General features: G+C 73.1%; 13 protein-coding genes. 9 read left to right on the top strand and 4 right to left on the bottom strand.

Annotated features, from left to right (window positions below):
* Positions 1 to 18: 18 nt before the first annotated feature.
* From K8638_RS10110 to K8638_RS10100, 3 genes are all read left to right on the top strand, one after another.
* Positions 19 to 6693 carry a type I polyketide synthase gene (locus K8638_RS10110; RefSeq protein WP_223754245.1) on the top strand — a complete coding sequence of 2225 codons (6675 nt, stop codon included), beginning with the start codon at positions 19 to 21 and terminating at the stop codon, positions 6691 to 6693.
* 42 nt (positions 6694 to 6735) lie between these two features.
* Positions 6736 to 7794, top strand: coding sequence for a fatty acid desaturase (locus tag K8638_RS10105; RefSeq protein ID WP_223754244.1), 1059 nt, complete (start codon positions 6736 to 6738; stop codon positions 7792 to 7794).
* A gap of 109 nt (positions 7795 to 7903) precedes the next feature.
* Complete coding sequence (locus K8638_RS10100) at positions 7904 to 9424, top strand: fibronectin type III domain-containing protein (protein ID WP_223754243.1); 1521 nt, start codon at positions 7904 to 7906, stop codon at positions 9422 to 9424.
* 47 nt (positions 9425 to 9471) lie between these two features.
* Here the strand turns inward: K8638_RS10100 and K8638_RS10095 are convergent, their stop codons facing one another.
* From K8638_RS10095 to K8638_RS10085, 3 genes are all read right to left on the bottom strand, one after another.
* Positions 9472 to 11166 (bottom strand): hypothetical protein, encoded by a 1695-nt coding sequence (locus tag K8638_RS10095; protein ID WP_223754242.1) that lies wholly within the window; start codon positions 11164 to 11166, stop codon positions 9472 to 9474.
* 116 nt (positions 11167 to 11282) lie between these two features.
* Positions 11283 to 13811 carry a VIT domain-containing protein gene (locus K8638_RS10090; RefSeq protein ID WP_223754241.1) on the bottom strand — a complete coding sequence of 843 codons (2529 nt, stop codon included), beginning with the start codon at positions 13809 to 13811 and terminating at the stop codon, positions 11283 to 11285.
* A gap of 294 nt (positions 13812 to 14105) precedes the next feature.
* Entirely contained in the window at positions 14106 to 15431 is a 1326-nt protein-coding gene (locus K8638_RS10085; protein ID WP_223754240.1) for a glycosyltransferase, read from the bottom strand.
* A gap of 232 nt (positions 15432 to 15663) precedes the next feature.
* Here K8638_RS10085 and K8638_RS10080 point away from each other — a divergent pair, with 232 nt between their 5' ends.
* Genes K8638_RS10080 through K8638_RS10060 form a run of 5 tightly spaced genes read left to right on the top strand, consistent with a single transcriptional unit; the run spans position 15664 to position 23192 of the window.
* Complete coding sequence (locus K8638_RS10080; protein WP_223754239.1) at positions 15664 to 16905, top strand: TolC family protein; 1242 nt, start codon at positions 15664 to 15666, stop codon at positions 16903 to 16905.
* The gene (locus tag K8638_RS10075) at positions 16902 to 17987 is read left to right on the top strand and encodes an efflux RND transporter periplasmic adaptor subunit (RefSeq protein WP_223754238.1); all 1086 of its coding nucleotides are present in this window, start codon (positions 16902 to 16904) and stop codon (positions 17985 to 17987) included. The genes K8638_RS10080 and K8638_RS10075 overlap by 4 nt, the downstream gene beginning before the upstream one ends.
* Positions 17984 to 21097, top strand: coding sequence for an efflux RND transporter permease subunit (locus tag K8638_RS10070; protein WP_223754237.1), 3114 nt, complete (start codon positions 17984 to 17986; stop codon positions 21095 to 21097). The genes K8638_RS10075 and K8638_RS10070 overlap by 4 nt, the downstream gene beginning before the upstream one ends.
* The gene (locus K8638_RS10065) at positions 21094 to 21777 is read left to right on the top strand and encodes a response regulator transcription factor (protein WP_223754236.1); all 684 of its coding nucleotides are present in this window, start codon (positions 21094 to 21096) and stop codon (positions 21775 to 21777) included. Before K8638_RS10070 ends, K8638_RS10065 begins: the two co-directional genes overlap by 4 nt.
* Positions 21774 to 23192: a HAMP domain-containing sensor histidine kinase gene (locus tag K8638_RS10060; protein WP_223754235.1), complete on the top strand. Its 1419-nt coding sequence runs from the start codon at positions 21774 to 21776 to the stop codon at positions 23190 to 23192. Before K8638_RS10065 ends, K8638_RS10060 begins: the two co-directional genes overlap by 4 nt.
* On the opposite strand, the gene K8638_RS10055 is transcribed toward K8638_RS10060, so the two are convergent.
* Positions 23176 to 23994: an SDR family oxidoreductase gene (locus tag K8638_RS10055; protein WP_223754234.1), complete on the bottom strand. Its 819-nt coding sequence runs from the start codon at positions 23992 to 23994 to the stop codon at positions 23176 to 23178. The genes K8638_RS10060 and K8638_RS10055 overlap by 17 nt on opposite strands.
* A 293-nt stretch (positions 23995 to 24287) precedes the next feature.
* Here K8638_RS10055 and K8638_RS10050 point away from each other — a divergent pair, with 293 nt between their 5' ends.
* Positions 24288 to 25856, top strand: a complete 1569-nt coding sequence (locus tag K8638_RS10050; RefSeq protein ID WP_223754233.1) for a hypothetical protein — start codon at positions 24288 to 24290, stop codon at positions 25854 to 25856.
* Positions 25857 to 25886: the final 30 nt, after the last annotated feature.

Raw genomic sequence — 25886 nt, 5'->3', positions numbered from 1 at the left:
TTCAGGGGGACATCCACCATGGGCTACTTCGCCGTCCCGTACGACATCCACTTCGACGACACGATGGCCTACGGGAGCCATCACTTCCTCACCAACTTCAAGTTCCAGTGCGCCGGCCGCGAGCACCTGCTCTTCGGTCCGCACTTCTTCGAGGTGCCGGAGCTGCGCCGCGACTTCGAGCAGGTGCTCCTGCTCACCTACGAGGGCTACACGCGCAACCTGGCGCCAGCGGTCCTGGGCGACCGGCTCGTGGTGCTGACGACCCTCGAGGAATGGGGCGAGGTCTCGTTGCGCTTCTGCTTCCGGACGCTGAAGGGCGACGGCACTCCGGTGGCCTGCGGGTACCAGACGGTCCTGTGCGCGGACAGGGATCACGGTGCCATCTGCCCGTTCCCCACTTCCTTCCGGCGCTGCTACGCGGCGATGGCGAACATCGACGAGCCCGAGGCGTCCCAGAGCTTCAAGGACCGTGTGTTGCGAGGGGGCTCCGCCGTCAACGAGCTGTTCCCGGAGGCGGTCCGGCAGCTTGCCAGGGTGCTTCTGGCCGACGCCGCCCTGCTCGGTACTTCCCGGGTGGTGGAGGTGGCATCGGGAGCGCGTGGAGCGGAGGCCTCCCGGCAAGTGGATGTCCCGTCAGGGGCACAGGAGGCGAACATCTCCCGGCGGGTGAGCGTCGCGGAGGGCGCACCTGGGGGGGAGGACTCCCGGCGAGTGGACAGCGCACCGGGAACACCTGGGGCGGAAGACTCCCGGCGAGTGGACACCGCGTCCGTGTCAGCCGGAGCGGACACTTTCCGGAGGGCGGACGCCGCGCCAGTTTCAGCCGGGGTCGCCGCGCCACGCCCGCCGGAGCCGAAGCTTCCGCCCGGCTCCACGGTCTTCCTCTTCGGTGGGCAGGGCACGTTCGAGCCCGAGCTCTTCATCCGGCTGAAGGCGCTGCACCCGGAGCTGCGTGACGAGCTCGCGACGGTCGCGGAGGCATGCCGGGCCATCGGCATCGACGCGGCCCCGCTGCTGGCCGCTCAGGACGTCGCCGCCGTCAAGCGCGCTCTCGATGAGTCGCCGCTACTCGACCAGCTCGGCATCTACCTGTCCGGTGTGCTGGGCGCCCGGTGGCTGCGGAGTCACGGTGTGTCTCCGGGAGTGTTCCTGGGACACAGCTTCGGGGAGATCGCCGCGATGACCGCGGCCGGAGCGCTCGACCTGCGCGCGGGTGCCGAGGTGGTCTGTCATCGCATCCGGGCCCTCCAGACGGTGTCCGATGAGGCGGGGACGCTCGCGGCCGTTGCCCTCGGCGAGGCGGAGACCGCCCTGGCCATCGTGGACTGCGGCACCCGGAGCCTGGAGATCGCCGGCCGCAACCACTCCCGCCAGACGGTGGTCGCGGGTCCGCGTCCGGAGCTCGAGCAGCTCCGAGCGCTCCTGCAAGGGCGGGGGCAGGGGTTCACCTTCGTGCCCAGCCGCTATCCCTTCCATCACCCCGTGCTGGCATCGGCCGCGGAGGCGTTCCGTACCGCGCTCGCCGGCGTGCCCATGCGTCCGCCGCAGGGACATATCTACTCGCCCATCGAGCGGCGCGAGTACACCGGCGGGCACGACGAGCTGGCGGATGCGCTCGCCTCCCACCTGGTGCGTCCCTTCGACTTCCTCGGCGCGGTGGAGGCGCTGGTTCGCGCGGGCTGCACCCGCTTCGTGGACTGTGGGACGGACGGGCGGCTGGCGCGCATCGTCCAGCGAATCCTCCCCGCGGGCCCCTCCATCGAGGTGTCGGCCATCAGCGGAGCGCTCCCGGTCGAGGCGCCCGTGGCCGCGCCGGACTCCGCGCGTGACGAGGACACCGCGATTGCCGTGGTGTCACTCGGGTGCATCCTTCCTGGCGGCGCGAAGGACCCGGAGGCGTACTGGCAGAACATCCGGCGAGGCATCAGCGGCATCGTCGACCAGGGCCAGCTCCAGCCCGAGCTGGTGACGGACTTCGCGGGGCCCGCCGGCACGCCGGACCGCACGTACACCCTGCTCACGGGGCGGGTGCGGGATTCGGACCTGGTTCCCCCGCCGGGCCTGGAGCCTGCCCGCTTTCGGCACTACGTCCGGGAGCAGAAGCTGCTGGCCATCGCGCTCTCGCAGGTGATGCGGGGGCTGGAGGCGGCCGCCATCCGCGCGTCCGGGCGCATCCAGTGCCTGCTCGGCTCCACCGGGGATGGGTCCTCCGAGTATGACGCCGCGCTGTGCCTGGAGGCCGGAGAGGCCCTGCTGCGCGCCCGGGGAGTGGGTGGTCCGGAAGTCGACGCCCTCGCTCACGTGGCGCGGGAGGCCTTGGGCGTCGAGGCCCGGTCCACGGAGCTGGCGCCTCATCCGACGCTCCAGGCCGTGGTGACGGACGTGGTCGGCCGTGGTGTTCCCACGATGCTGCTGGACGCGGCCTGTGCCTCGTCGCTCTACGCCATCGCCCTGGGGATGAAGGCGCTGGAGCTCGGCGAGGCCGACCTCATCTTCGCGGGTGGTGTCTTCTCTCCCGGGCCCGGCAACAGCTGCCTCTTCTCCCAGTTCAAGGGGCTCTCCGCGACGGGGAGCCGGCCCTTCGACGAGCGGGCGGACGGCGTCATCTTCGGAGAGGGCGCGGGTGTGGTGGGCCTGATGCGCCTGTCGGACGCGGTCGCGTCTGGGCTCCGGGTCCACGCCATCATCCGGGGCGCGGGGCTGTCCAGCGATGGGCGGAGCAGCTCGGCCAACGTGCCGCGCACGGAGGGGCAGGTGGCCGCGATGGAGGCGTGCTACGCGGCGGCCCACGTCGACCCGTCCACCATCCAGTACATCGAGGCTCACGGGACGGCCACGCCGGCCGGGGATGCCACCGAGCTCAAGTCGATTGCACGCGTCTTCGGCGGCAAGCGGCGCGGCCTCCAGCTCTCCAGCGTGAAGGCCCTGATGGGTCATACCGGCTGGGCCGCGGGCGCTGCCTCGGTCATCAAGCTGTGCAAGGCGTTCGAGCACCGGCTCATCCCGCCGCAGTCCAACTTCGACCGGCCCGGCGCCGAGCTGCGCGCGCTCGGGGGGGACTTCGAGGTGAGCACGCGTGAGCAGCCCTGGCCGGAGAATGGTGCGCATCCCCGCCGCGCCGCCACGAGCGGCTTCGGCTTCGGTGGCACCAATGCCCACCTGGTGCTCGAAGAGTATCGAGGGGGGACTCCGGCGCCTCGTTCCAGGGAGTCTCGCCCCGCCCAGGGCGACCTCGTGGTGGTGGCCGCGGAGGGGCTGTTCCCGGATGCGCGGGGCGTTCCGGTGACGGGAATCCCGGCCGAGCCGGGGGCACGCTTCGACACGGGCGCCGTCCGCCTGCCGCCCTCGGTGCGGCTGCTGCCGGACATCGCCGAGGACATGGACCTGACGCAGAGCCTGGGGCTCACCGTGGCGAGCTCGCTCGTCCAGAAGCTCGGTTCCTTCGAGGCCCTTCGCCCGGGCACCGCCATCGTCCTGGGGCTCGAGGGGAAGACCCGCCGGGGCGTGGAGGCGACCCAGCGCGTGCTGGCCTCTTCCACGCGGCGGCGGCTTCGTGAGGCCGTCCACCGTGCTCCGGAGCTCGCCCCGCTCCAGCCCCTGGTGGAGCGCCTCCACGAGGTGGTGACGGGGGCTCTGCGTCCCTCGGGGCCCTACACGCTCCAGGGGATGATGCCCAACGTCACGCCGGGTCGCATCGCGGGGGCGCTCGACACCAAGGGCCCCAACTTCGTGGTGGATGCGGGCGCCGCCTCGCTGGCGGCGTCGCTCCAGGCCGCGCGCGGGTTGCTGGAGAGTGGGTTCGAACTGGTGCTCGTGGGCAGCACGCACGTTCGCCGGCCGGGGGAAGGGCTGGATACGGCTTTCCCGGCCGAGGGCGTGGCGCTGCTGGCCGTCACCACCGCCGCGAAGGCCGCACAGCGCGGCTTGAAGCCGCTGTGCCATCTCCGGATGGCGGCGGATGCGCAGTTGAGCACCGGGGCCGGTCTGGAGCTCCCGCCCCACTCGGCGCGGGAGAGCCTGGAGGTCCTCCGGTCGGTGCTGGCCGCCGCGGAAGGGCGCGGCACCACGCTGCGCTTCCACCCGGACGCGGCGACGGGGGCTCGGCTCGAAGTCCAGCTCCTGCCCGCCGGTGCTGTCCGCTCCACAGCCGCGACACACGCGGAGGTTCAGGGGCCGGCGCCCGCGAAGGAGGTCGTGCCACCCGGGGTGGCAGCCACCCCTGAGACGTCCGGGGGCTTCGACCATGCGGCGCCCATCCGCTACCACGCGCCCGTGCTGGTCGAGCGCTCCGCTCGCACGACGCGACCGCCGCACCTGCGCGGCCGGCGTGTGCTGTTCATCGCGCAGGACGAGGCGCTGGCTCGCGAGCTCGCGTCCCAGGCGGAGGCCCTGTGCGGACCCGAGCACCTCATCCTCTGCGCGGGGACGTCGGGGGCGGAAGGACGGATTCGCCGCATCGACCTCACGCGTGAGGAGACGGCGGAGGCCGGCCTCGACGCGCTCGGCTTCGACCCGCGGGTCATCCTCGCGGTCTGCCGGCTCGAGCCCGGAGCGGGCGAGGCCGAGGTAGTCGCCGACACGGCGCTGCGCCACGAGGCACTGGAGTTGCTCTTCCTCGCCGCCCGGCGCGCCTACGAGCGGCTGACGGCGGGGGAGGTCGAGCTGGCGAGCCTGTGCATCGGCGGAGTGGGCCCGCGCCGGGCGCTGCACCCGATGACTGGGTTGTTCGCCGGCATGCTCAAGTCCATCGGGCGCGAGGTCCCCGCCCGGAGCGTTCGAGCCATCTCCACCTCTCCGCTCCCGCTCCCGGCGGCGCTCCAGCTCGCCGCCGCCGAGCTTGGCTCCGAGGAGGAGGGCGGTCCCTCCGTCGAGGTCTGCTTCGACGGACCGCGGCGCTGTGTCCGCCGGCTCCGGCCGACGGACGTCACGGCGGACCCCGCGTCCACGCTCGATGCGCGCTCGGTGGTGCTGCTCACGGGCGGCGGGCGCGGAGTGACGGCGGTCCTCGCCGGAGCGCTCCTGAAGCGGTACGGGTGCAAGGTCGTGCTCATCGGACGGAGCGACCCGGCAGAGGCCCCCGAGCGGGTGCTCCAGGCTCCCGACGAGGACCTGCCACACGTGGAGCGGGAGTTCTATGCCGCCGAGCTGGCCAGCAATCCCACCGCCCGGATGCCCGAGCTGCGCAAGCGGTTCGAGCGGTATCTCGCCGCGCGCGAGCTGAGGGCCACGCTCGACGGGCTCGCGCGGCTTCCCGGTCAGATGGTCTACCGGGCCGCGGACGTGACGCGGCCCGAGCAGGTGGAGCGGGTGGTCCAGGAACTTGCCCGGGAGCACGGGCGCCTGGACCTGGTGGTCCACGGCGCTGGAACCCAGACCTCGAAGAAGCTGAACCGCCGGCGGCTCGCCGAGCTCCGGGCCAACCTGGATACCAAGCTGCTCGGGCTCCGGAACCTGCGCGAGGCCTGCGCGAGTTGCTTCGCGCGCCCGGTGCCGTTCCATGTCCTCACGTCCGCCTTCAGCTTCATCGGCAATGACGGACAGGCGGACTACGGGGCGGCGAACGAGGCTCTGGACCGGCTCTGCGCCTGGGTCAGCGACGCCAGTCAGGAGGTCCGCTGGAGCAGCGCCGGCTGGCTGGCCTGGGACGGCATCGGGATGACGCGCGGCTCGGAGTACCGCGTGCTCGGAGCCAGCCGCCGGCTGCGAGGCATCCGCGCGGAGGAGGGCGAGGCGCTCTTCCTCCAGCTCGTCGACGGCCGCCCACGCGAGCCCATCAACGTGCAGCTCACCGAGAGCGAGCGCGCCTGGTACGGGCTGGAGCTGCTGCCCGTGGAGGCGCCACGTCCGGAGGCAACCCGGCCCACGCGGCGTGAGCTGGTGGTGGACGCGGCGAGCGTTCCCTGCCTGGAGGACCACCTCGTGCGCGGCACGCCCACGCTGCCCGGGGCGTGGGCCCTGGACCTGATGCTGCAAGCCGCGCTCGGAGAGGAGCGGCCGGGGCTGCGCACCGTCACCATCGAGGACGTCCGGTTCTCGCGCTTCATTCGCGTGAAGCCGGGCGGGCGGCAGGCGCTGCGGGCTGAGTGCACACCGCTCATCAACGAGCCCGGCCGGTACAGCGTGCAGGTGAAGCTGACCGGCGACATCGTCCATGCCACCGGGGTGGTGCTCGAACGGGACCTCGTCTACGCCGAGGCCCGCTTCACGCTGACGGCGGAGCCACCTCGGGGCGCGCCGTGGCTGGACGCGGCCACGCCTTCGGGAAGCGGGGTGCGCGTCCACGACCCGCACTGTGCGCCCGGAAGCCCTATCGAGCTGAGGAAGATGTTCGACTGCCTGGAGGAGATCCGGCTGGAGCGGACGGCCCGCTTCGCGCGGTTGGGACTGCCGATGACGTTGGAGCAGGCGGGGCGCACCGTTCCCGCGCTCGTGCTGGACGCGGCCCTGCGGCTGAGCGCGATGCACGTGGATGGGGTGTCGGACTCCGTGTTCGCGCCCATCCAGCTCCAGCGCATCACGTTCGACCGGGGCCTGGTGGAGGGGCAGGGCGGCACGCGGCTGCGCCTCTCATTGAAGGCGCTCTCGCCTCGCGTGGAAGGGGACTTCGTCCAGTGCGGCAGCGTCGCGGCGCTGGACGAGGCGGGACGCCTCCGGATGCTGTTCGAGGGCGGGCTCGCCCGTCCCATGGCCTGAGACACCTCTCCATCGGATGAACACATGAGCTCTTCGACTCTCATGAAAGACAGTATCCCGGTGGACGACGCCCGGCGGCTACGCTCCGAACTGCGGCGCGCGATGCCTCCGGAGGCCTTCCAACCGCAGCCCCTGCGCGGAGTCATCGCGCTCGCGCTCGTACCGGTGATGGTGGCCCTCGGCTGGGCGGCGGCGAGCGGCCGGCTGCCCTGGTGGGCGTGCCTCGTCATCTCGTTCGTGCTCGGGCAGTTGCTCGTCGTTGTCGGGTTCGCGGCCCACGAGGCACTGCACCACTCCGTGTTCCGGAGCAGGGTGCTCGAGGACGTCCTCGGCTGGGCCGGGTTCAGCCCGTGGCTGGTGACGCCCGGCCTGTGGCGCGCGTGGCATGTCCAGGCGCATCACAGCGCCGCGAACATCCATGTCCGGGACCCGGACATCCTCCCGCGTCAGGAGGATTTGCGCGCCCACTGGTTCCCCCGGTTGTTCCACGCGATATCACCGGGCTCGGGCACGTGGCTGAGCTACATCAGCTTCGGCCTCTTCTTCACCGCTCAGGGCCAGGCCTTCCTGTGGCACTACAGCGGCAGGCCCGAGTTCCAGCACGTGCGCATGAATCGGGCGCGGGAGCGGACGCTCTCGGTGCTGCTCGCGCTCGGCTGGGGCGCGCTGGGCTGGGCCATGGGGCCGTGGGGGGCGCTCTACGTGCTCGTCCTCCCGCAGGTCTTCAGCAACATCACCCTGATGGTCTACATCGCCACCAACCACTGGCTCCAGCCGGCGTCCGAGGACACCGACAACCCGTTCGTGAACACGGCCAGCGTGGCGACCCACCCGGCGGTGGACTGGGTCCACCTCAACTTCAGCTATCACCAGGAGCATCACATCTTCCCGGCGATGAGCCCGAGGTTCGCCCCGCTCCTGCGCGAGAAGCTGCGCGTGCTCAACCCCGAGGCGTCCATCGTGTATCCGCACCTGCTCGCTCTGCGCACGCTGTTCCGGCGTCCACCGCTCTATGCGGCGGATGGACACACCCTCGTGCGCCCCGATGGCACGGCTTTGGTCACCACTGGGGAGCTTCGCCGGAGGCTGGAGGCCGGTTGAACTGAAGCCCCTTTCCGTGTGGCAGGAGGTGCCTGTGACCGCGAAAGACGTGAGGACGGTCGCGGCGATAGGTATTGTGCGCGCCATGCAAAGGCTTTCTTTGACTTCCATGGTCGCGCTGTTCGCGACGGTGTCTCTCCTTGCCTGTAGCTCCGAGCCCGAAGTTGATACTGACGCGGGAACGCCGCCGCCGGACGACAGCGGGACGTCCGAGGAAACCGACAGCGGCACCGAGCCGGTGGGCGAGGGCATCCGCTTCAACCCCACCGTCCACATCATCGACGAGCGCGGACAGGGCGCGGTGATGCAGACGGGGGCGTGGACGGATGCTCCTTCCCCGGCGGCGCTCGTTCCGGGCGGTCTGCCGGACGGAGGCGTCCGGGTGTACCCCGCACGGCACGTGGGGGTCGAAGGTTACGTGGTCCCCGGCGTGCCGGAGGGGGAGTACCTCCTGCGCTTCAACGATACCTTGCTGGTGACGGACGCGCGCCAGGTGGAGCTGCGTTCCACGATGGTGCAGCGCCCCAGCCTCGAGTGGAGTGTCCCCACCGGCACGGCGCTCGACCTGCGCGTCTCCGGGCTCGCGCCCTGGCGGTCGTCGGACATCCTCCGGCTGAGCTCGCCCAACGGGAGTACCCCCATGGAGGACCTGCGCCTGAGCACCGCCGAGCATTTCGGAGGCACCCTGCCCACGGCCGGTGCCACCGGGCTCGACGTACGGGTGTCTCGCTTCCTCAGCCTGCTCGATGGCTCCAAGGGGGACTCGCTGTGGGTGCAGCAACTCTCGGAGAGCGCGGGCATTGACGGGGGCCATTCCTTCACGCGGGTGGTGCGCAGCTTCCACCAGCCCGCCGTCCCGCTCACCCCGGGAACGGCGACCTCGCTCGACGTGGCGCTCACGGGAGGCACCGAGCGCACCGTGTCCTTCTCGGTGGATGGCGCTGCGTTCGCGGCGCAGCTCGAGGCCACGCACCCGGATGCGCAAGGGCTGGGCTCGCTCAACTGGGCCATCGGCGCGCGCCCGGGGGCCGAGGCCTTCGCGCGGCTCGGCAGCCATCCCGAGCTCGCGTTCGCCTCCACCTCCATCGACGTCCCGCTCGCGCCCTACACGGTGAGCTTCCTGGATGCCTTTCCGGAGCACTGGCGGCGCGTGGCGCACGTGTCCTCCTCCACGCGGGTGCGCCTCACCTCGGGCGGAGCGGCCTATCAGCGCACGCTGGTCCTGCAGCGCGCGGATACGCTCGAGGGACTGGTCGAGGCGGGCACGCTGGCCCCCCGGCTGGGCCCGGTGCGGAACCTGCGCATCAACGGGCAGGACGCCACCGCGGCGCGCTCGGGCGTGGGGACGACGCCCCTGGTGAGCTGGGACCCGCCGGAGCTGGGGACCGCGACGCGTTACTTCGTTCGCGTCACGCCGCTCCTGCAGCAAGGCGCGGGCTTCACGGCCGGCACCAGCCGGACCCTGCTCGTGACCTCGAAGACGGAGGTCCGGCTGCCGCCCGGCCTGGTGTCCGGCTCGCACTTCGTGGTGACGGTGACCGCGACGCGGGGCGCCGGCACACGCAGCCCCCACGAAGGGGAGCTGCCGCTCGACATGGCGGAGGCCACGACGGGCATCCTCAGTCCCTGAGCGCGCCCGTCCCAGTGGGCGGTCTCCGCCCCCGAGCGGGGGGCCGCCTACCTCCGTTCGACCGCCTGCTTCCAGTCCAGCCGCGACAGCCCGCCCTCGGTACCAAAGAGGGCGGAATCGTCCTCCACGAGCACCGCGTAGACCCGCGGGTCCGCGAGCCGGGGAAGGGCGCGCACGTGGCCGCTCGCGGCGTCGTAGTGCGCGGCGCCGCGCAGCGTGCCGATGAGCGCGCCTCCCGGCACGAGCGCCGTGGAGACGATGGCCCGCGAGGGCAGTGCCTGCGCGTCACGCACGCGCGTCCAGCGTGAGCCGTCGAAGTAGCTGAAGCCGTCCTGGCAGGTGCCGGCGGCAGCGCGGCCCTCTGCATCCGTGGAGAGCGCCGTCACCCAGTTGTCCGTGAGGTCGCGCCCGTCGTGGAAGCGCTGCCACCGCGCGCCGTCCCAGCGCAGCAGCCCCCGGTCCTCGCTCGCCACCCAGAGGAAACGGCCGGCGCCGTCCGCCACGGAGGGGTGCTCGCTCCAGCCGTCGGGGAGCGGCAGCCGCTCCAGCAGCGAGAGCGTCTGGCCCCCCGGCGTGACGACGGAGGCGCCGCGCCCGTCCACCAGCGTCACGCCCTCGTCCAGCCTGACGGCGGCGAGCACCGAGAGCTTGCCGAGCCCCACGGGGTTGCGCCCGCCAAAGGCAAGCTGTGTCCACACCTTCCCGTCGTACAGGCCCAGCCCGTACGTCGTGGCGACGTAGAGTCGCACCCCGTCACTGGCGACGCCGAGCACCTGGTTGCTGGGAAGCGCGGGCGTGCGGAAGCTCTGCCAACGGCCGTCATCGCGCTGCCAGCACACGCCCCGGTCGAAGGTGCCCACGACGAGCCGTCCCCGGTGGCGTGTGAGCGCGGTGACATGGTTGCCGCAGAGCTGGCCCGTGGGCGTCACGCGGCGCCACGCCCCCGCCGTGCGCAGGTGCACCCCCGAGTCACGAGTCCCCACCCAGGTGGCACCCTCCGGCGAGCGGCTCATCGCCGTGGCCCCCATGGGCAGCGCGGGTGTTCCTCCCGAGGTGTCCTCCTCGCGGAGCTGCTCCTCCCATGTGCTCATGGCACCCTGCGAGCCGAGGACGGACACCCCACCTCCGGAGGTGCGCACGTACGCCAGCGGGCCCACCGGCACGTCCCCCGCGGACGACAGCTTCCCATCCGCGTCGATGAAGAACACGCCCTCGCTGGTCCCCACCCTCAGTCCCCGCCGCTCCTCCGCGAGGAGCCGCACCGGGCCGGGCACGGGCCACATCCGCTCCGTGCCGAGCTCCAGCACGCGGCCGTCCGCCGTGCCCGCGAAACGCGTGGACAGCGCGGTGTACGTGGGGCCCCCGGGCAGTGCCGACGCGAGCTGGCCGAGCCGTGCGACGTACTCACGGGGGCTCGCGCCCTCCGAGGGAGGCAGCGCGTGCCAGCGCACGTCGAGCACGGGTTCCACCCGGAAGCGCGCGTCCACCGAGACGAGCCCTTCATCCGTGGCGGCGAAGAGCCGCTCCCCGCTGCGCTCCAGCGCGCGGCAGAAGTGGCTCGGCAGGCCGTCCTCGACGGTGAGCACCCGGACGGGCGCGCCGGTGGGGGTGAACAGCTCCAGGCCTCCCTCGGTGCAGGCGACGACATGGCCGGAGAAGGACTCCAGGTCATGCACCGTCTCCGTGTTGGTGACGGTGGCGGCGAGGGCGGCGGCGGCAACGACAAAGAGGGTGGAGGACATGGCCCCCACCCCCTTTGCGAACTCCGGGCCACCGCTCGCGGCGGGGGCCCATGGGGAGGAACGCCCGGCCGTGTCCTCTTCCGGCCACGGGTGCGGCCGGAATCACACGGGCGGGCCTACTCCACCGCGGCGTGGACCCGCACCTTCTCGCGGCGCTCGAAGCGGTTGCCCGCCGCGTCCCGGGCGACGAAGACCAGCTCGTACTCACCCGGCGCCGTCCCGGCCGGCACCTTCAGCTCGCCGGAGAATCGCAGGCCATCCTCCGTCTCCAGCAGGTGCTGCTCCTCGCCGAAGAGCTCGCCGTACACGCTGACCTCCTTCGTGGCCTCCACCGCGTCCACCTCCAGCTTCAAGGTGCCGCCCGGGACGAGCTCCGCCGATGAGAGCGTCACGTCGAAGTCGTTGCCCTTCGAGTCCAGCCGGTAGCGCACCTCGCGGCGGAGCACCCGTCCGTCCGCCAGCTCCGCGGCGATGATGACGTCGTAGTAGCCGTCCTCCACCGACAACGGCACCAGGAACCGGCCCCGCCACGCGCCCGACACCGTGTCGAAGGTGAGCGGCTTCACGAGGCCGAAGGGGAAGTACGCCGTCACCCGGCGCGCGTCGCGCGGGGCCCGGACGCTGATGATGGGGTCGCCCGGCGGAATCTCCTCGCGGCTCAGCTCGCCGAAGACACCCGAGTAGGAGGTGCCCTCGGGCAGGTGCACCGGCACCATCTCCTTCACCGGCTCGCCGCCCGGCGCCGTGCGCGCCACCTGCTCCACGGCCACGAAGGAGGTGTACTGGCTCATGAGCCCATACTGGAGCGCGGTGGAGGTAATGCCCTGCACCACCTCGGGCGTGTGGCCGCGGTAGCCCTCGACGGTCAGCTCCTCGATGCGCTGGCGGGCCCACAGGCTGCGGAGCGCGGAGTTCTCCGGGGCGGCCTCGGGGAAGCGCACCGGCACTTCGAAGCGGCGCTCCACGCCGCGCACCCGGCCGGAGATGCGCAGCACGCCACCGCCCGTGCCGTGGAACTTCCCCACCAGGAACAGCGGCTGGCCGCTGAAGAGGTCCGGCAGCACCTTCGGGTACACGTCCGCCACGGGCAGGCCCTCCAGGTCCGCGCGCAGCGAGGTGAGCACCGGGCCGCGGATGCGCTCCTCGAACTCGCGGGCCACCTCCGCCTCCGGACGGTTGAGGTCCACGAAGGTGGAGCCGCCCCGGCCCAGCTCGGCCATCTTGGTGATGAGGTAGCGGTTGACGCCCGAGCCCACACCCGCGGCGAAGATGCGCGTCTCCTCGCGCAGGTGCGTCTGGAGCGTGGCGAGCACGTCCTCGTCACCGCCGATGAGGCCGTCCGTCATGAAGAGCACCATGCGCAGCCGGGCCGGGTCGTTGGCGGGCACCATGGCCTCTTCCGCGGCGATGCGCACGTCCGTACCGCCGCCGCCCCAGAAGTTGGCGACATAGGGCAGGGCTCGCTCGATGTTCTCCCGGGTGGCGGGCACCGCGCCGGGCGCGAACTTCGTCACCTGCGTGTGGAAGTTGAGGACCTGGAAGGTGTCCTCGGAATGCAGGTGGCGGAGCACCTCGGCGGTGATGGCCTTGGACTTCTCGATGGGCAGGCCCGCCTGTGAGCCCGAGGTGTCGAGCACGAAGTACAGCTCGCGCGGCACCACCTCCTTGTCGGACGGGTTGAGCTGCGGGTTCAGCAGGACCAGGAAGTAGCCGTGGTCCGCGCCGGGCTCGCGGTGCACGAGGACCGCGGGACGGATGAGGGCGTCGGCGACGGTGTACTCCAGCGTGAAGTCCTTGTTGGGGATGCGCTCCTCACGGCCGAGCTGAACGCGGGCGCGGGAGCGGCCCTCGCGCGCCACCTCCACGCGGTGCGACGTGGAGCGCAGCGCCTGGATGGGGAGGCCGGCGTCGAGCCGGACGGTGAGCTGGATGTCATGGCCGGCGCGCAGCTCGGGCGGGAGGACGGGCGGGGAGAGGCGGCTGGCGTCGGGGACGGTGGTGGTGTCCGGCGAGGTGCCCTCTCCCTGGCGGAAGGGCAGCGGCTCTCCGCCCATGAAGCGGGGGCCCACCACCATGGGGAAGGTGAAGCGGTAGGTGCCGGACTCGTACGGGAGCCGCTCCACGTAGTGGATGCGGACGCGGATGCTCTCGCCCGGGAGGATGTTGGCGACGGACTGGGTGAAGACGTTGGGGCGCTCCTGGTCGAGCAGCGCCGCCGTCCGGCCCTCCGACTTCGCCTGCTCGTAGGTGGCGCGTGCCTGCTCGCGCGTCTGGATGACGCCGCGGATGACGCGCTCGCCGACGAGGAGCTCCATGCCGTCCACGGCCGCCATCTCCGGCAGCGGGAAGACGTAGAGCGCTTCCAGCGGCTCGGTGTAGGGATTCTCGAAGACCTGGGTGACGGTGACGGAGGCCAGGAAGCCGCTCACCTCGGCGTCCACCTCCGTGTGCTTGAGGCTGAAGGTGCGCGGCGTGGAGTCCGGGCAGCCGGTGTGCTGTCCGTGCTGGCGCAGCCGGGCCACCAGCGTGCCCTGGGAGATGGCGCCGGAGCTGAGCGGCGAGGGCGGAGCGGGGCAGGGCGGCTGCTGGGCGGCGGCCGCCAGCGACAACAGGCAGACGGAGAGCGTGGCGAGTACGGCTCGCATGGGACGTGGGCCTCGGCTTTCGGGTGTGCCGGGGGCGATTGCAGGCCCCGGGCCAGCGCCGGCTGTGGCGAGGGACCCACGCTCGCGGGGGCTGACCCGTCTGGAGCCGGACCGCGCGTGTACCGCTGGCGACATGCGTCCGTGGCTGCCCGGCCGCACGGCGAGGGGGGAGGCGGAGAGCCGGGGGCGCGGGAGAGGTGTCCGTTCAGGGCACGGCGTGCCGCTCATCGGGGGGATGGATGGCGCCGGACGACAGTGGCACCTCCGCCCCGGCGCGGAGCCGCGGGGCCTGCTTCACTGACGGGAAGACGCGGCCGGCGGCTCGGCGAACACCGGCGCGCGGGTCTCCGCCAGTTGCTCCAGGAGCACGGCCGCGCGGGTGGGCGCGTCATACGTGGCGATTTCCGCCTGGAGCCCCCGGGCCCGCTGCCGGAAGTCCGGCGTGCCGAGCACGCTCCGCACCGCGCGCCGCACCTGCTCGGGTGTGGGTGCCTTCGTCTTGAGGTTCACCCCCACGCCCGCCCAGGCGACGCGGTTGGCGATCTCCGGCTTCTCCTCGGAGGTGCCCGCGCACACCAGGGGCACGCCCTGGGCCAGGGCGCACTGGACGCCGCCATAGCCGCCGTTCGTTACCATCACCGACACGCGCGGCATCAGGTGGGCGTAGGGGATGAAGCGCTCGATGCGGGCATTGGCGGGGAAGGGACCGGCGCCGAGCCATTCCACCGGCGGGCCTCCGGTGGCCGCGACCACCCACACGTCTTCGTCCGCGAGCGCCTGGAGTGTGGCGAGGATGAGGTGGGGCTCCTCCGTCGCCAGCGTCCCCTGCGTGACGTGGACCACGGGGCGAGGAGAGTCCCGGAGCTCGTCCCACCACGCGGGCGGCGTCCAGCCGGCCGGAGCTTCCGGGAGGAATGGGCCGATGAAGTGGACCTGCGGAGGGAGGTCGGTGCGCGGGTACTCGAAGGAGGGGACGGTGCCCTGGAGGTAGAGGAACGGGGACACGGGGACGTCGAAGATGGGCTTGCGCGTGGCGGGCAGTCCGAGCCCGGCGCGCATGCGGTTCAGGTGCGCGTTGACGTCCCGGAACACGACGTGGTTCACGCCCCACGCGAGCGCGCGGTTGCGCAGCCTGCCCAACGGGGTGCTGCTCGGCATGAGGCCCAGGCCGAAGGGGGCCGTGTCGGCGCTGGCGACCGTCATGGCGGTGATGCCGAAGGTGGCCCACGGCAGCCCGCGCCGCTCCTGGAGGAGGGAGGCGCCGAGGAAGCCCGTATCGCAGACCACGACGTCCGCCGGGAAGTCCCGGAGCTCGGCCTCCAGGTCCGCCAATTGTCCGGGGGCCGAGTCGATGAAGAAACGCGTGAGGTCGAACTTGAGCTTCGCGAAGTCGCTCAGCGCCGCGCGCTCGGGGAACACGTCGCCCACGGTGGTGTCGTGGAAGTCCCTCGCGGCCCGCATGGGCACGTAGCGCGCCCCGGTGGCCTCGACCTTGGAGCGGAAGATGCTGCCGGTATGCCAGCGCACCTCATGTCCCCGCTCGACGAGCCGCCGGGCGATGGGCGCACCCGGATTGAAGTGACCGGTGAGGGGAACGGTTCCGAAGAGGAAGCGGGCCATGGGGTGACGGTACTCCCGGCGGCGACGGAGTTCCCGGAGCAGTGCCGCCACCTCACGGGATACGGAGGCGCGTCCGCGTCCTGGTCACGGCGGCGAGCCCCGGCCGCGCGGCCCGCGCGGCGTCAGGTTCCATAAGGTTGCCTGCACCCCGAGCGCAGGAGGTGTCACATCCTGAGAAGATTCTCAGGACCCCTTCAGGATGCCCGCACATGGTGCCGTTACGGTGCGTGTCATGGTGGTTGCCCTTACAGCACTGCTGCTGGCCGCGGCGCCAGCGGAGCCCGTCCCGCTGAGCTTCGCGGAAGCCCTTGATGCCGCCGGGCGCGCGCCCCTGCCCGCCGCCACGGCGCGCGCGCTGGAGGCCAAGCGCGCCGAGGATGCCCGCATCTCCGGCCTCGTGGCAAACCCACAGCTCACGGTGGAGCCGGGCTGGCGCCGCCAGGAGGCGGTGGGTAGCGGCCTGGACCTGCGGGTGGGCGTGGCCCAGCCGCTCAACCTCTCCGGCCAGTCCGGCGCCCGGCGGGAGGCCGCGCGGCTGGAGACGGAGTCCCTCTCCGAGGAGGCCCGCGCCCGGTTGCTGTCCCGGCGGCTGGCCATGGCGGAGGCCTGGCTCGGGTTGTGGGCGGCGGAGCAGGCCCAGGCTCGCGCCGCGGAGGAGGTCCAGCTCGCCGCCGAGTTCCAGAAGGCGGTGGAGGCCGCCGCGGCGCTCGGCGCGTCCACCCGGCTGGAGGTGGCGGAGGCCGTCACCCATGCCGCCGAGGCACGGCTGGCCGAGCTGGACGCCCAGGGGCTCGTCGCCGAGCGCCGGGCCCAGCTGTCCCGCCAGCTCGGGCGTGCCGCCGCGCAGCCGCCGCTCTCCACCCGGGGCCCTCTTCCCGAGGTGACGCTTCCCCCCGAGAGCCGGTGGCCGGAGTTGCTGGCGCTCGCGGCGCGGAAGCCGGACGTGACGGCGCTGGCGCTCGGTGCCCGGGCGGAGCGTGCCCGGGCCAACGAGCTGCGCGCCTCGCGAGGCTTCCAGCTCCAGCTGGGCGCCTCGGCCCTGCGCGAGTACGACGGCGCGGTGGGGGGCGTGGCCACGCTGGGCCTGACGCCGCCCCTCTTCGACCACGCGGAGCGCGAGCGGGGGCCCCTGCTGGCCCAGGCCGCGAGGCTGGAGGGTGAGGCCGGGGAGGCCGCCGCCGCCGCCTTCGCGGAGCTGTCACTCGCCTTCCACGAGGTGGAGCACTCCCACGAGGTGGTGGAGCTGCTGAAGGGCACGCTGCTCCCCGGGGCCGAGGAGGCCGCCAACCTGAGCGTGCTGCTCTTCCGCGCGGGGGACACCACCGTCCTCGAGGTGGTCCGCCTGCGCCGCGTGCTCGCCTCCGCCCGCATCCGTCTGGGCCATGCGCTCGCCGACGAGGCCCTGGCGCGCGTGCGGGTCCGCTTCCTCATCGACGCCGCCGACATCTCCACCCCGGAAGGCTCCACGCCATGAGACACGTGCTCCTGACCACCGCCCTGCTGCTGGGCGCGGGCTGCTCGTCGCCGCCCGCGGAAGCGCCCGCCGCCGCGCCGTCCCGCCCCAGCTCCGCCACCGAGTGGGTGCGCCCGCGCCCGGTGCGAGGCGTGCCCCTGGCGGAGGCGCCCGCCCGCGTGCTGCCTCCGCCCGACGGGGCCGCCGCCATCGGCGTGCCCTTGCGCGCCAGCGTGTCCCGCATCGCCGTGAGGCCCGGCCAGGGGGTGCGCCGGGGCGACGTGCTGCTGGAGGTGCGCATGCCCGAGGTGGTGGAGGCCGCGGGCCGCATCCAGGCCGCGTCCCTGCGGCGCGAGGCCTATGCGAAGCGCCGCGAGCAGCTCATGGCGTTGAAGGAGGCGGGCATGGCGCGGCTGGCCGAGCTGACCGAGGCGGAGACTCAGCTCGCCGAGGCCGAGGCGGACGCGCAGGCCGCGCGGGCGATGCTCGCCGTGGCGGGGGTGGACCCGAAGGAGGCCGCCGCCGTGGCCCGCAGCGGCGTGGTGCCGCTGCGCAGCCCCGTGGAGGGCACCGTCACCGAGGTGTCGGTGGTGCTGGGCGAGACGCGCGACGGAGCCGGGGCGCCGATGGTGCGCGTGGCGGGCGGCGGCGAGGCCCGCATCGAGGCGCGCTTCGCCCGCGTGCTGCCGGAGGAGGCCCGCTTCGAGTTCACCGTGCCGGGCACGCCGCCGGTGCCGGTGCGCGAGGTGAGCCGCTCGCCCGCGGTGGACCCGGGGGACGGCTCCACCACCGTGTGGTTCGAGCCCGAGACGCCGCGACAGCTCCCCGCGGGGCTCGCCGGGGCGGTGAGGGTGCGCGCGGACGGCCTGCCCGGCGTCACCGTGGTGCCCGTGCGCGCGCTGCTGCTGGAGGCGGGCCAGGCCGAGGTCCTGGTCCAACAGGGGCGGGACTTCCGCCGCCAGCGCGTGGAGGTGGTGGCGACGTCCGGCGCGGACGCGCTGGTGCGCGGCCCGGGTGAGGCGGACGTGGTGGCCGCGGACGCCGAGGCGCTGCTCCTCCAGGAGGCCGCCGTGGGCGGCGGTGGGCAGGAGGGCTCGAAATGATGGGCCGGTTGGTGGAGCTCAGCGTCCGGTACCGCGGCGTCGTCCTGGGTGTGACGGCGGCGCTGGCGGTGGTGGCCGCGCTGGTCGGCTGGCGGCTGGAGCTGGACGCGCTGCCGGACATCACCACGAACCAGGTGCTCGTCCTCACGCGCGCGCCCGGCATGACGCCCGAGGAGGTGGAGCGGCTCGTCACGCGCCCCATCGAGACGGGGCTGGGCGGCATCCCCGGGCTGCTGGAGCACCGCAGCCTGTCCCGCTACGGCATCTCCTCCGTCACCGCCGTCTTCTCGGATGACGTGGACCCGTACCGCGCGAGGCAGGGCGTGCAGGAGCGGCTCTCCGGCCTGGCCTCGCGGCTGCCGCCCGGCGTGGACGCGCCGGAGCTGGGGCCCCTCACGGGAGGGCTGGGGGAAATCTTCCACTTCACGCTCAGCTCGGAGTCGCTGACGCCCGCGCGGCTGCTGGAGCTGGCCGAGCTGCGCGTGGCGCCGCTCTTGCGCTCCGTGCCCGGCGTCGTGGAGGTGAACACCTGGGGCGGGCATCAGCGCACGCTGGAGGTGCGGGCGGACCCGCGCCGGCTGGCGGCGCGCGGGCTGACGCTGGAGGACGTGCGCCAGGCGCTGGAGGGGGCCTCGGGCTCGGTGCCGGGAGCGAGCCTGCCCGTCGGGGACAGGCAGGTGCTGGTGCGCGCGGTGGCGCGTCCCCCAGGGGCCAGCGAGCTGGGCGGCGCGGTGGTGCGTACGCCGGGAGGCGAGCCGGTCCGGGTGGCCGACGTGGCGGACGTCGTCACGGGCGCGCTGCCCCGCATCGGCACCGCCACCGCCAATGGCCGGGGCGAGACGGTCTACGTCATGGTGCAGATGCTGCGCGGCGCCAACGCGCTGGACGTGGTCCAGGCGCTGCACGCGCGGATGCCGGAGGTGAAGGAGGCGCTGCCCAGGGACGTGCGGGTGGACATCGTCTATGACCGAAGCGTGCTGGTGCGCGGCACCCTGCACACGGTGGCGAAGAACCTGGCGGAGGGCGGCCTGCTGGTGGTGCTGGTGCTGCTGGCGCTGCTGGGCAGCTTCCGGGCGGGCCTGCTGGTGGCGTCGGTGATTCCGCTGTCCATGTTGGGCGCGTCCGTGGGCATGGTGTTGCTGGGCATCCCCGGCAACCTGATGAGCCTGGGCGCCATCGACTTCGGCCTCCTGGTGGACGGAGCGGTGGTGATGGTGGAGGGCCTCTTCCACCACGTGGGGCACTCGCGGCACCGGCTGGATGCGAGCGGGTGGCAGCAGCGGGTGGGCGAGGTGACGTCGTCGCTGGCGCGGCCCGTCTTCTTCTCCGTGCTCATCATCATGCTCGTCTACGTGCCGGTGCTGTCGCTCACCGGGGTGGACGGGAAGATGTTCCGGCCCATGGCGCTCACCGTGGTGCTGGCGCTGGCCACCTCGCTGGTGCTGGCGCTCACCTTCATCCCCGCGGCGGCCAGTCTGGTGCTGCGCCCCGAGCACGTGCCGGAGCGCGAGCCCTGGCTGGTGCGCGCGGTGCAGCGCGCCTACCCTCCGCTGCTGGAGCGGGCGCTGCGGCATCCGGCCTGGGTGGCCGGCGGGGCCCTGGTGCTGCTCGCCCTGGGCGTCTTCGAGTACGTGCGGGCCGGCACCGAGTTCGCCCCGCAGCTCAGCGAGGGAGACCTGGTGGTGCAGACGACGCGCGCGGCGGACATCCGCCTGGAGGGCGCGGCGCGCGAGGCGGGCCGGCTGGAGGCCGTGCTGCTGGGACGGGTGCCGGAGGTGACGCAGGTGGTGTCGCGCGTGGGAAGTCCCGCGGTGGCCACCGACATCATGGGCCTGGAGCAGGCGGACGTCTTCGTCGCCCTCAAGCCCCGCGAGCAGTGGCGGCCGGGGCTCACCCCGGAGGGGCTGGTGGAGGAGATGCAGCGCATCCTGGATGAGGACGCGCCCGGGGGAGAGCCCTCGTTCACCCAGCCCATCCAGATGCGCTTCAACGAGCTGCTGGGCGGCTCCGTCGCGGACGTGGCGGTGAGCGTCTACGGCGAGGACCTGGGGGAGCTGCGCCGGCTGGCCGAGCGCGTGGCGGCCCTGGTGGACGAGGAGAAGGGCGCGGAGGACGTGCGTGTGCTGGCGCCTCCGGAGGTGTCGCTGCTGGAGGTGGAGCCCCGGCCGCTGGACGCGGCGCGCGCGGGCTTCTCCGTGCGAGAGGTGCTGGAGGCCGTGCAGGCGGTGCGCACCGGCCTGGAGGTGGGCGCCACCTTCGACGGCGCGGTGCGCGTGCCCATCCTCCTTCGCCTGGGCGGTACCGCGGAGGCCTTCTCCCTGGCGGACCTCGCTCTGCCCGCCGCCACCGGCGGCACGGTGCCGCTGTCGCGCGTGGCGGACGTGCGCCTCACCTCGGCGCCCAGCCTGGTGAGCCGGCAGGACGGCCAGCGCCGCCTGGTGGTGGGCTTCAACGTGCGCGGGGCGGACCTGGGCACGGTGGTGGCGGGGGCCCAGGCGCGCATCGCGAAGGGGCTGGAGGTGCCGTCCGGCTACCGGCTCGTCTGGGGCGGGCAGTACGAGACGCTGACGGCGGCGGCGAGGCGGCTGTCGCTGGTCATCCCCGCGGTGCTGGGGCTCATCGTGCTGGTGCTCGTCGTGGCCTTCGGCCGGTTGAGGCCCGCCGTCATCATCTTCACCCACGTGCCCTTCGCCTGTGTGGGGGGCGTGCTGGCGCTGTCGCTGCGCGGCATGCCGGTGTCCATCTCCGCGGCCATCGGCTTCATCGCCCTGTCCGGAATCGCCGTGCTCAACGGCGTGGTGTGGGTGTCCCGCCTGCTGCACCACGAGGCGGAGGGCATGCCCATTCCGGAGGCGGTGCGCCTCACCGCCCGCGAGCGCGTGCGCCCGGTGCTGATGACGGCGCTGGTGGCGGCCCTGGGCTTCGTGCCGATGATGCTGGCGCAGGGGGTGGGCGCGGAGGTACAGCGGCCCCTGGCCACGGTGGTGGTGGGCGGGCTGGTGACGTCCACGCTGCTCACGCTGGGGGTGTTGCCCGCGCTGTACCCCTGGCTGTCGCGCCGCCGTCCCCGGGCGGCGAAGACCCCCGCGGCCAGGGAGGTCCCCGCATGAAGCTGCTGCTGGTGGAGGACGAGGAGCGGATGGCCCGGCTGCTGCACCGCGGGTTGAGCGAGGCCGGCCATCAGGTGGACGTGTGCGAGCGGGGCGAGGATGCGCTCCGGCAGGCCCAGGACGTGCCCTACGACGTGGTGCTGCTGGACTGGAACCTGCCGGACCTGGACGGGCTGGCGGTGCTGCGGCGCTGGCGTGAGCGGGGCCTGCGCACGCCGGTGATGCTGCTCACCGCGCGGGGCACGGTGGGCGAGAAGGTGGCGGGGCTGCGCGCGGGGGCGGACGACTACCTGGTGAAGCCCTTCGCCTTCGAGGAGCTGCTGGCCCGGCTGGAGGCGCTGCACCGCCGGGGCGAGGCGGGCTCGGTGCTCGGGCACGTGGGCCCGCTGGTGCTGGACGCGCGGCGCCGCGTGCTGCGCCATGGCCAACAGGAGCAGCCGCTCACCGGGCGCGAGTTCTCGCTCTTCCAGGAGCTGGCCTCGCACGTGGGCGAGGTGCTGTCCCGCTCGGAGCTGCTGGCGCACGTGTGGGGGGCGGGCTTCGACGGGCCGCCCAACATCGTGGACGTGTACGTGGGCTACCTGCGCGGGAAGCTGGAGCGGCTGGGGGCCACGCCGGTGGTGTCCATCCAGGCGGTGCGCGGAGTGGGCTTCCGGCTGGTGGTGGAGGCGGCGAAGTGAGGTTGTCCACGCGGCTGTGGCTGCTGGGCGCGGGCGTGCCGGTGCTGGGGCTGGTGCTGGCGGTGATGCTGGCGGGCCACCTGTTCGAGGCCTGGCTGGAGCGCGCGGTGGACCAGGCGCTGCTGTCACAGGCGGCCACGGAGGCGGTGAGCCTCTTCGACGGGCCCGGGGGCTCGCCGCACCTGCACCTGTCGCACTCGCCGCTGACCGACGTGGTGCGGGCCTTCGCCCCGGTGGCGGAGGTGTACGGGCCGGATGGCGAGCGGGTGCTGTCCTTCCCTCCCGCGGGGCAGCCGCCGCCGGAGCGGCTGGTGCCGCCGGCCCAGGCGGGCCCACCCCGGCTGGAGACGGTGGTCGAGGACGGGGCGAGGCTGAGGCGGCTCTCCGTGCGCGTGGAGTCCGAGGCCGGTGTGCCGTACCTGCTGCGCCTGTCCGCGTCCCTGGCCTGGATGGACGCCGCGGTGCGCGCCTTCCGGCTCATCACGCTGGGGTTGGTGGCCGCGCTGGGGCTTGTCTTCTTCGCCTTGCAGGCGTGGCAGGCGCGGTGGCTCTCCGGGCGCCTGGAGGGACTGCGCGGCCTCATCACCCAGATGCGCGAGGGGGCGCTGTCCGGCGCCGCGCCGCGCGCGAGTGGGGCGGACGAGGTGACGGAGGTGGAGACGGCGCTGCGCGAGGCCAACAGCCGGCTGGGCGCCGCGCGCGAGGCGCAGGAGCAGCTCATCGCCCGCGCCGCGCACGAGCTGCGCACGCCGCTGGCCTTGATGCGCACGCACCTGGACCTGGCGCTCTGGAAGGAGCGTGACGCGGCGGAGCTGCGCGAGTCCCTGGTGGAGACGCGCCGCGAGGTGGAGCGCCTGTCCGTGCTGGCGGGCAACCTGCTGGACCTGGCCTCCTTCGGCCGGGGCGCGTGGGAGGTGGGGGCGGGGGACCTGCGTGAGCTGCTGGAGGACGCCTCGGCGGCGGCGCGGGCGGAGGCGGAGGAGCGAGGTGTCTGGGTGACGGTGGAGGCCCCGGCTCCCGCTTCGTGCCGTTTCCACGCGGGCTCGGTGCGGCAGGCCGTGGACAACCTGCTGGCCAACGCGCTGCGCTTCGCCCCGAGCGGCACCGAAATCACCCTGCGTGCCGAGCGCCAGGGGAAGACGTGGCGGCTGTCGGTGAGGGACAGGGGGCCGGGCATTCCTCCCGAGCACCGGGAGAAGGTCTTCACGCCCTTCTACCGGGTGGAGTCCGCGGGCAGGGGCACCGGGCTGGGGCTGGCCGTGGTGGCGGAGGTGGCGCGCCGCCACGGAGGCCACGCGTATGTGGCGGACGTGCCGGGCCCGGGGGCCGAGGTGGTGCTGGAACTGCCCGACGCCGTACCCGAGGTGCCGGCGGTCCAGGGCGGGCCGCTTCCCCGGCTCAAGGACCGGGCTTGAGGCCCCCCGCGTAGAGCGCGGCGGAGCGGGAAATCAGGAAGCCCTGTGGCAGCACCTTCATCGCCAGGGCCAGGAAGCGGTTGAGGAGCCCCGGCACGTACAGCTCGCGGCGGCGGGCGAAGGCGTCCACCGCCAGCCGGGCGCACGTGTCCGCGGGCATGATGCCCAGGTCCCCGGCCTTGAACTTCCGCGACAGGCCGGACACCTCCAGCATCTCCGTGGCGATGCCGCCGGGAGCGAACACCGTCACGGACACGCCCGCGTCGCGCAGCTCGTACGCCAGCCCGCGCCCGTAGCTGATGACGAACGCCTTCGTGGCCGCGTACGCCGTCTGGTAGGGCAACGGCGAGAAGCCCGCCATGCTGGACACCAGCATGAGGCCTCCGGGCGTGCGGTGCGCCGACAGGTGGCTCGCGAAGTGGCGTGACAGCTCCACGAGGCTGGAGACGTTGGTGGCCAGCATGGCCTGGAAGTCCTCGGGGGACTGCTCCAGCGCGCGCCCGTAGAACGTCACCCCCGCGTTGAGGATGGCGCCATGCACCTCGCGGCCCGCCACCGCGGCCTCGAAGAGGCGCTTCGGCTCTCCGGGCCGGGCCAGGTCCGCCACCAGGGGCACCACCTGCACGCCGTGCTTCGACGTGAGCTCCTCCCGGAGCGCCACCAGCCGCTCCTCCCGCCGCGCCACGGCGAGGATGTTCGCGCCATGCTCGCGCGCCAGCACGCGCGCCATCTCCAACCCCAGACCGGACGACGCGCCGGTGAGCAGGACCCAGCGGCCCCGGAAGTCCATCTTGCTGCTCATGGGGCGCGAAGCTAGGCGATGCGTCCAGCCTCGCCAACCGGCTTCTCCGGCGCTCCCCGAGGGGCTCGCCTGCACGCCGGGTATGCCCCTCCAGAGGCACCTCGCGACGCCCCGGCTGCCCCCAGGCGTGCGTGCCAGAGGAACGCGGATGCGTCCTGGCGCCGTGCATGGACGCGCGCCTCCTGCCCGGTGCTCCCTCGGACGTCACGGCCCCGCGAGGCTGGCAAGCCCCGTGCAACAGGGCCTCCCGCCGCATGCGCCGGCAGGACGGCGCGCTCACGGGGATTCCATCCATGAAGATGATGAAGAAGGGGCTGGCGCTGGCCGGCACGGGGGCGCTCGCCCTCTGGGCGTGCACGATGCAGGAAGTCGTCCGGGACACGGAGGGCCCGGACACCCGGACGGACGCGGCCGGTGTGGGGACGTGTGACGGCCCCTATCCGAACTACTGGCAGGACCCGAAGTTCACCAGCACGGGGATGTGGATGGGGCAGGATGTCTCCAACCAGCCGCCTCCAGGGTGGACAGGGCCCGTGTTCCGCCTGAGCCAGCAGTACCCCGCGCAGCTTCCCGCTCCCCAGCCGGCGGACGAGGGCTGGCGCGCCGTCAATCCGTTCGACCCGAAGCTCAGCCAGGCCGAGCGGACGGCGGCGGCCGAGGCGTACACCTGGGCGGTGATGCGCTACCTCCAGGCCGGCAACGTGGACAACGGCGCCAACGGAGGGGACGTCTCCAAGGACTGGACGCTCTGCAACAACCCGGTGCGCTCCTGGGTCCACATTCCCTTCCAGACGTATGACCCGTCCAGCGGCCGCGAGTTCATGCACGGCCTCACGCGCGAGGCGCCCGTCACCTTCACCCTCAAGCCGGGAGGGCAGCAGCTGAAGACGACGGTCTGGGCGGTGGGCTTCTACAACCCTCGCGCCGCCTACGCGCTGGGCACGGTGTGGAAGCCGGACGGGCAGGCGCGGCTGCCTGCCAGGGACATGGCCTTCCCGGAGGGCGCCGTCATCGGGAAGCTGCTCTTCACCACCGCCACCCCCGAGCAGATTCCCAACCTCGAGAACATGCCGCAATGGCAGGCCAACATCAGCGCCCCGTCCTACTGCGCGTGTACGCCGGCCCCGGGAGATGGTGGGAGCTCCTCCACCTGCTCCTTCCAGGAGATCAGCCAGCAGTGCCCGCGCTCGCCGGGCACGGTGACGCTGCTGCAGTTCGACATCGCGGTGCGTGACGACCGTTCGCCCACGGGCTGGGCCTATGGGACGTTCGTGGCGGACGGCATCCAGAAGGCCTCGGAGCCCAACCCGTGGAACCGCATCTCCCCGCTGGGCCTCATGTGGGGCAATGACACGCCGCCCGCGGACAGCCTGGCCCTGGACTACCCCGTCGACCCGCGGCAGAACGGCTTCGCGCAGGAGGTCGTCTTCTGGGACGTCGCGGACCGCTGGAACGCGCACTCCAACGGGGGACACCTGGGCTGCAACGGGCGCCTCAACGGCCCCGCGGACAATGCGCGCAGCTCGTGCCTCTCCTGCCACATGACGGCGTCGGTCCCGGACAAGACGCGCACCGTGCCGCCCATCTTCGACCTGTCCTCCACCACCGGCCAGTGCCTGCCGGCCCCCGGCGGCCCCACCACGGACGCGGTCTACTTCGCGACCACGCAGTGCTCCCAGCCCTTCCAGGGCGGCTCGGTGGTGCCGGGGCCCCAGTACGCCAGCGGGCGGAAGGAGTGGATCTCCACCGACTTCTCGCTCCAGGTCTCCATCAGCATGGTGCAGTGGCTGGAGTGGCAGGCCGACCAGGTGGACGAGGCCACCGGCCCACGCGTGATGCAGGGCCTGCTGCCGGCGCGCTGAGCCGCCGGAGGGCGGGGTCGCGCGTCAGCG

Source organism: Myxococcus sp. RHSTA-1-4 (genome assembly GCF_020037125.1).
GTDB lineage: Bacteria > Myxococcota > Myxococcia > Myxococcales > Myxococcaceae > Myxococcus.
Note: the sequence above shows the minus strand (reverse complement) of the source record. Positions and strands in the feature narration are given on the sequence as shown.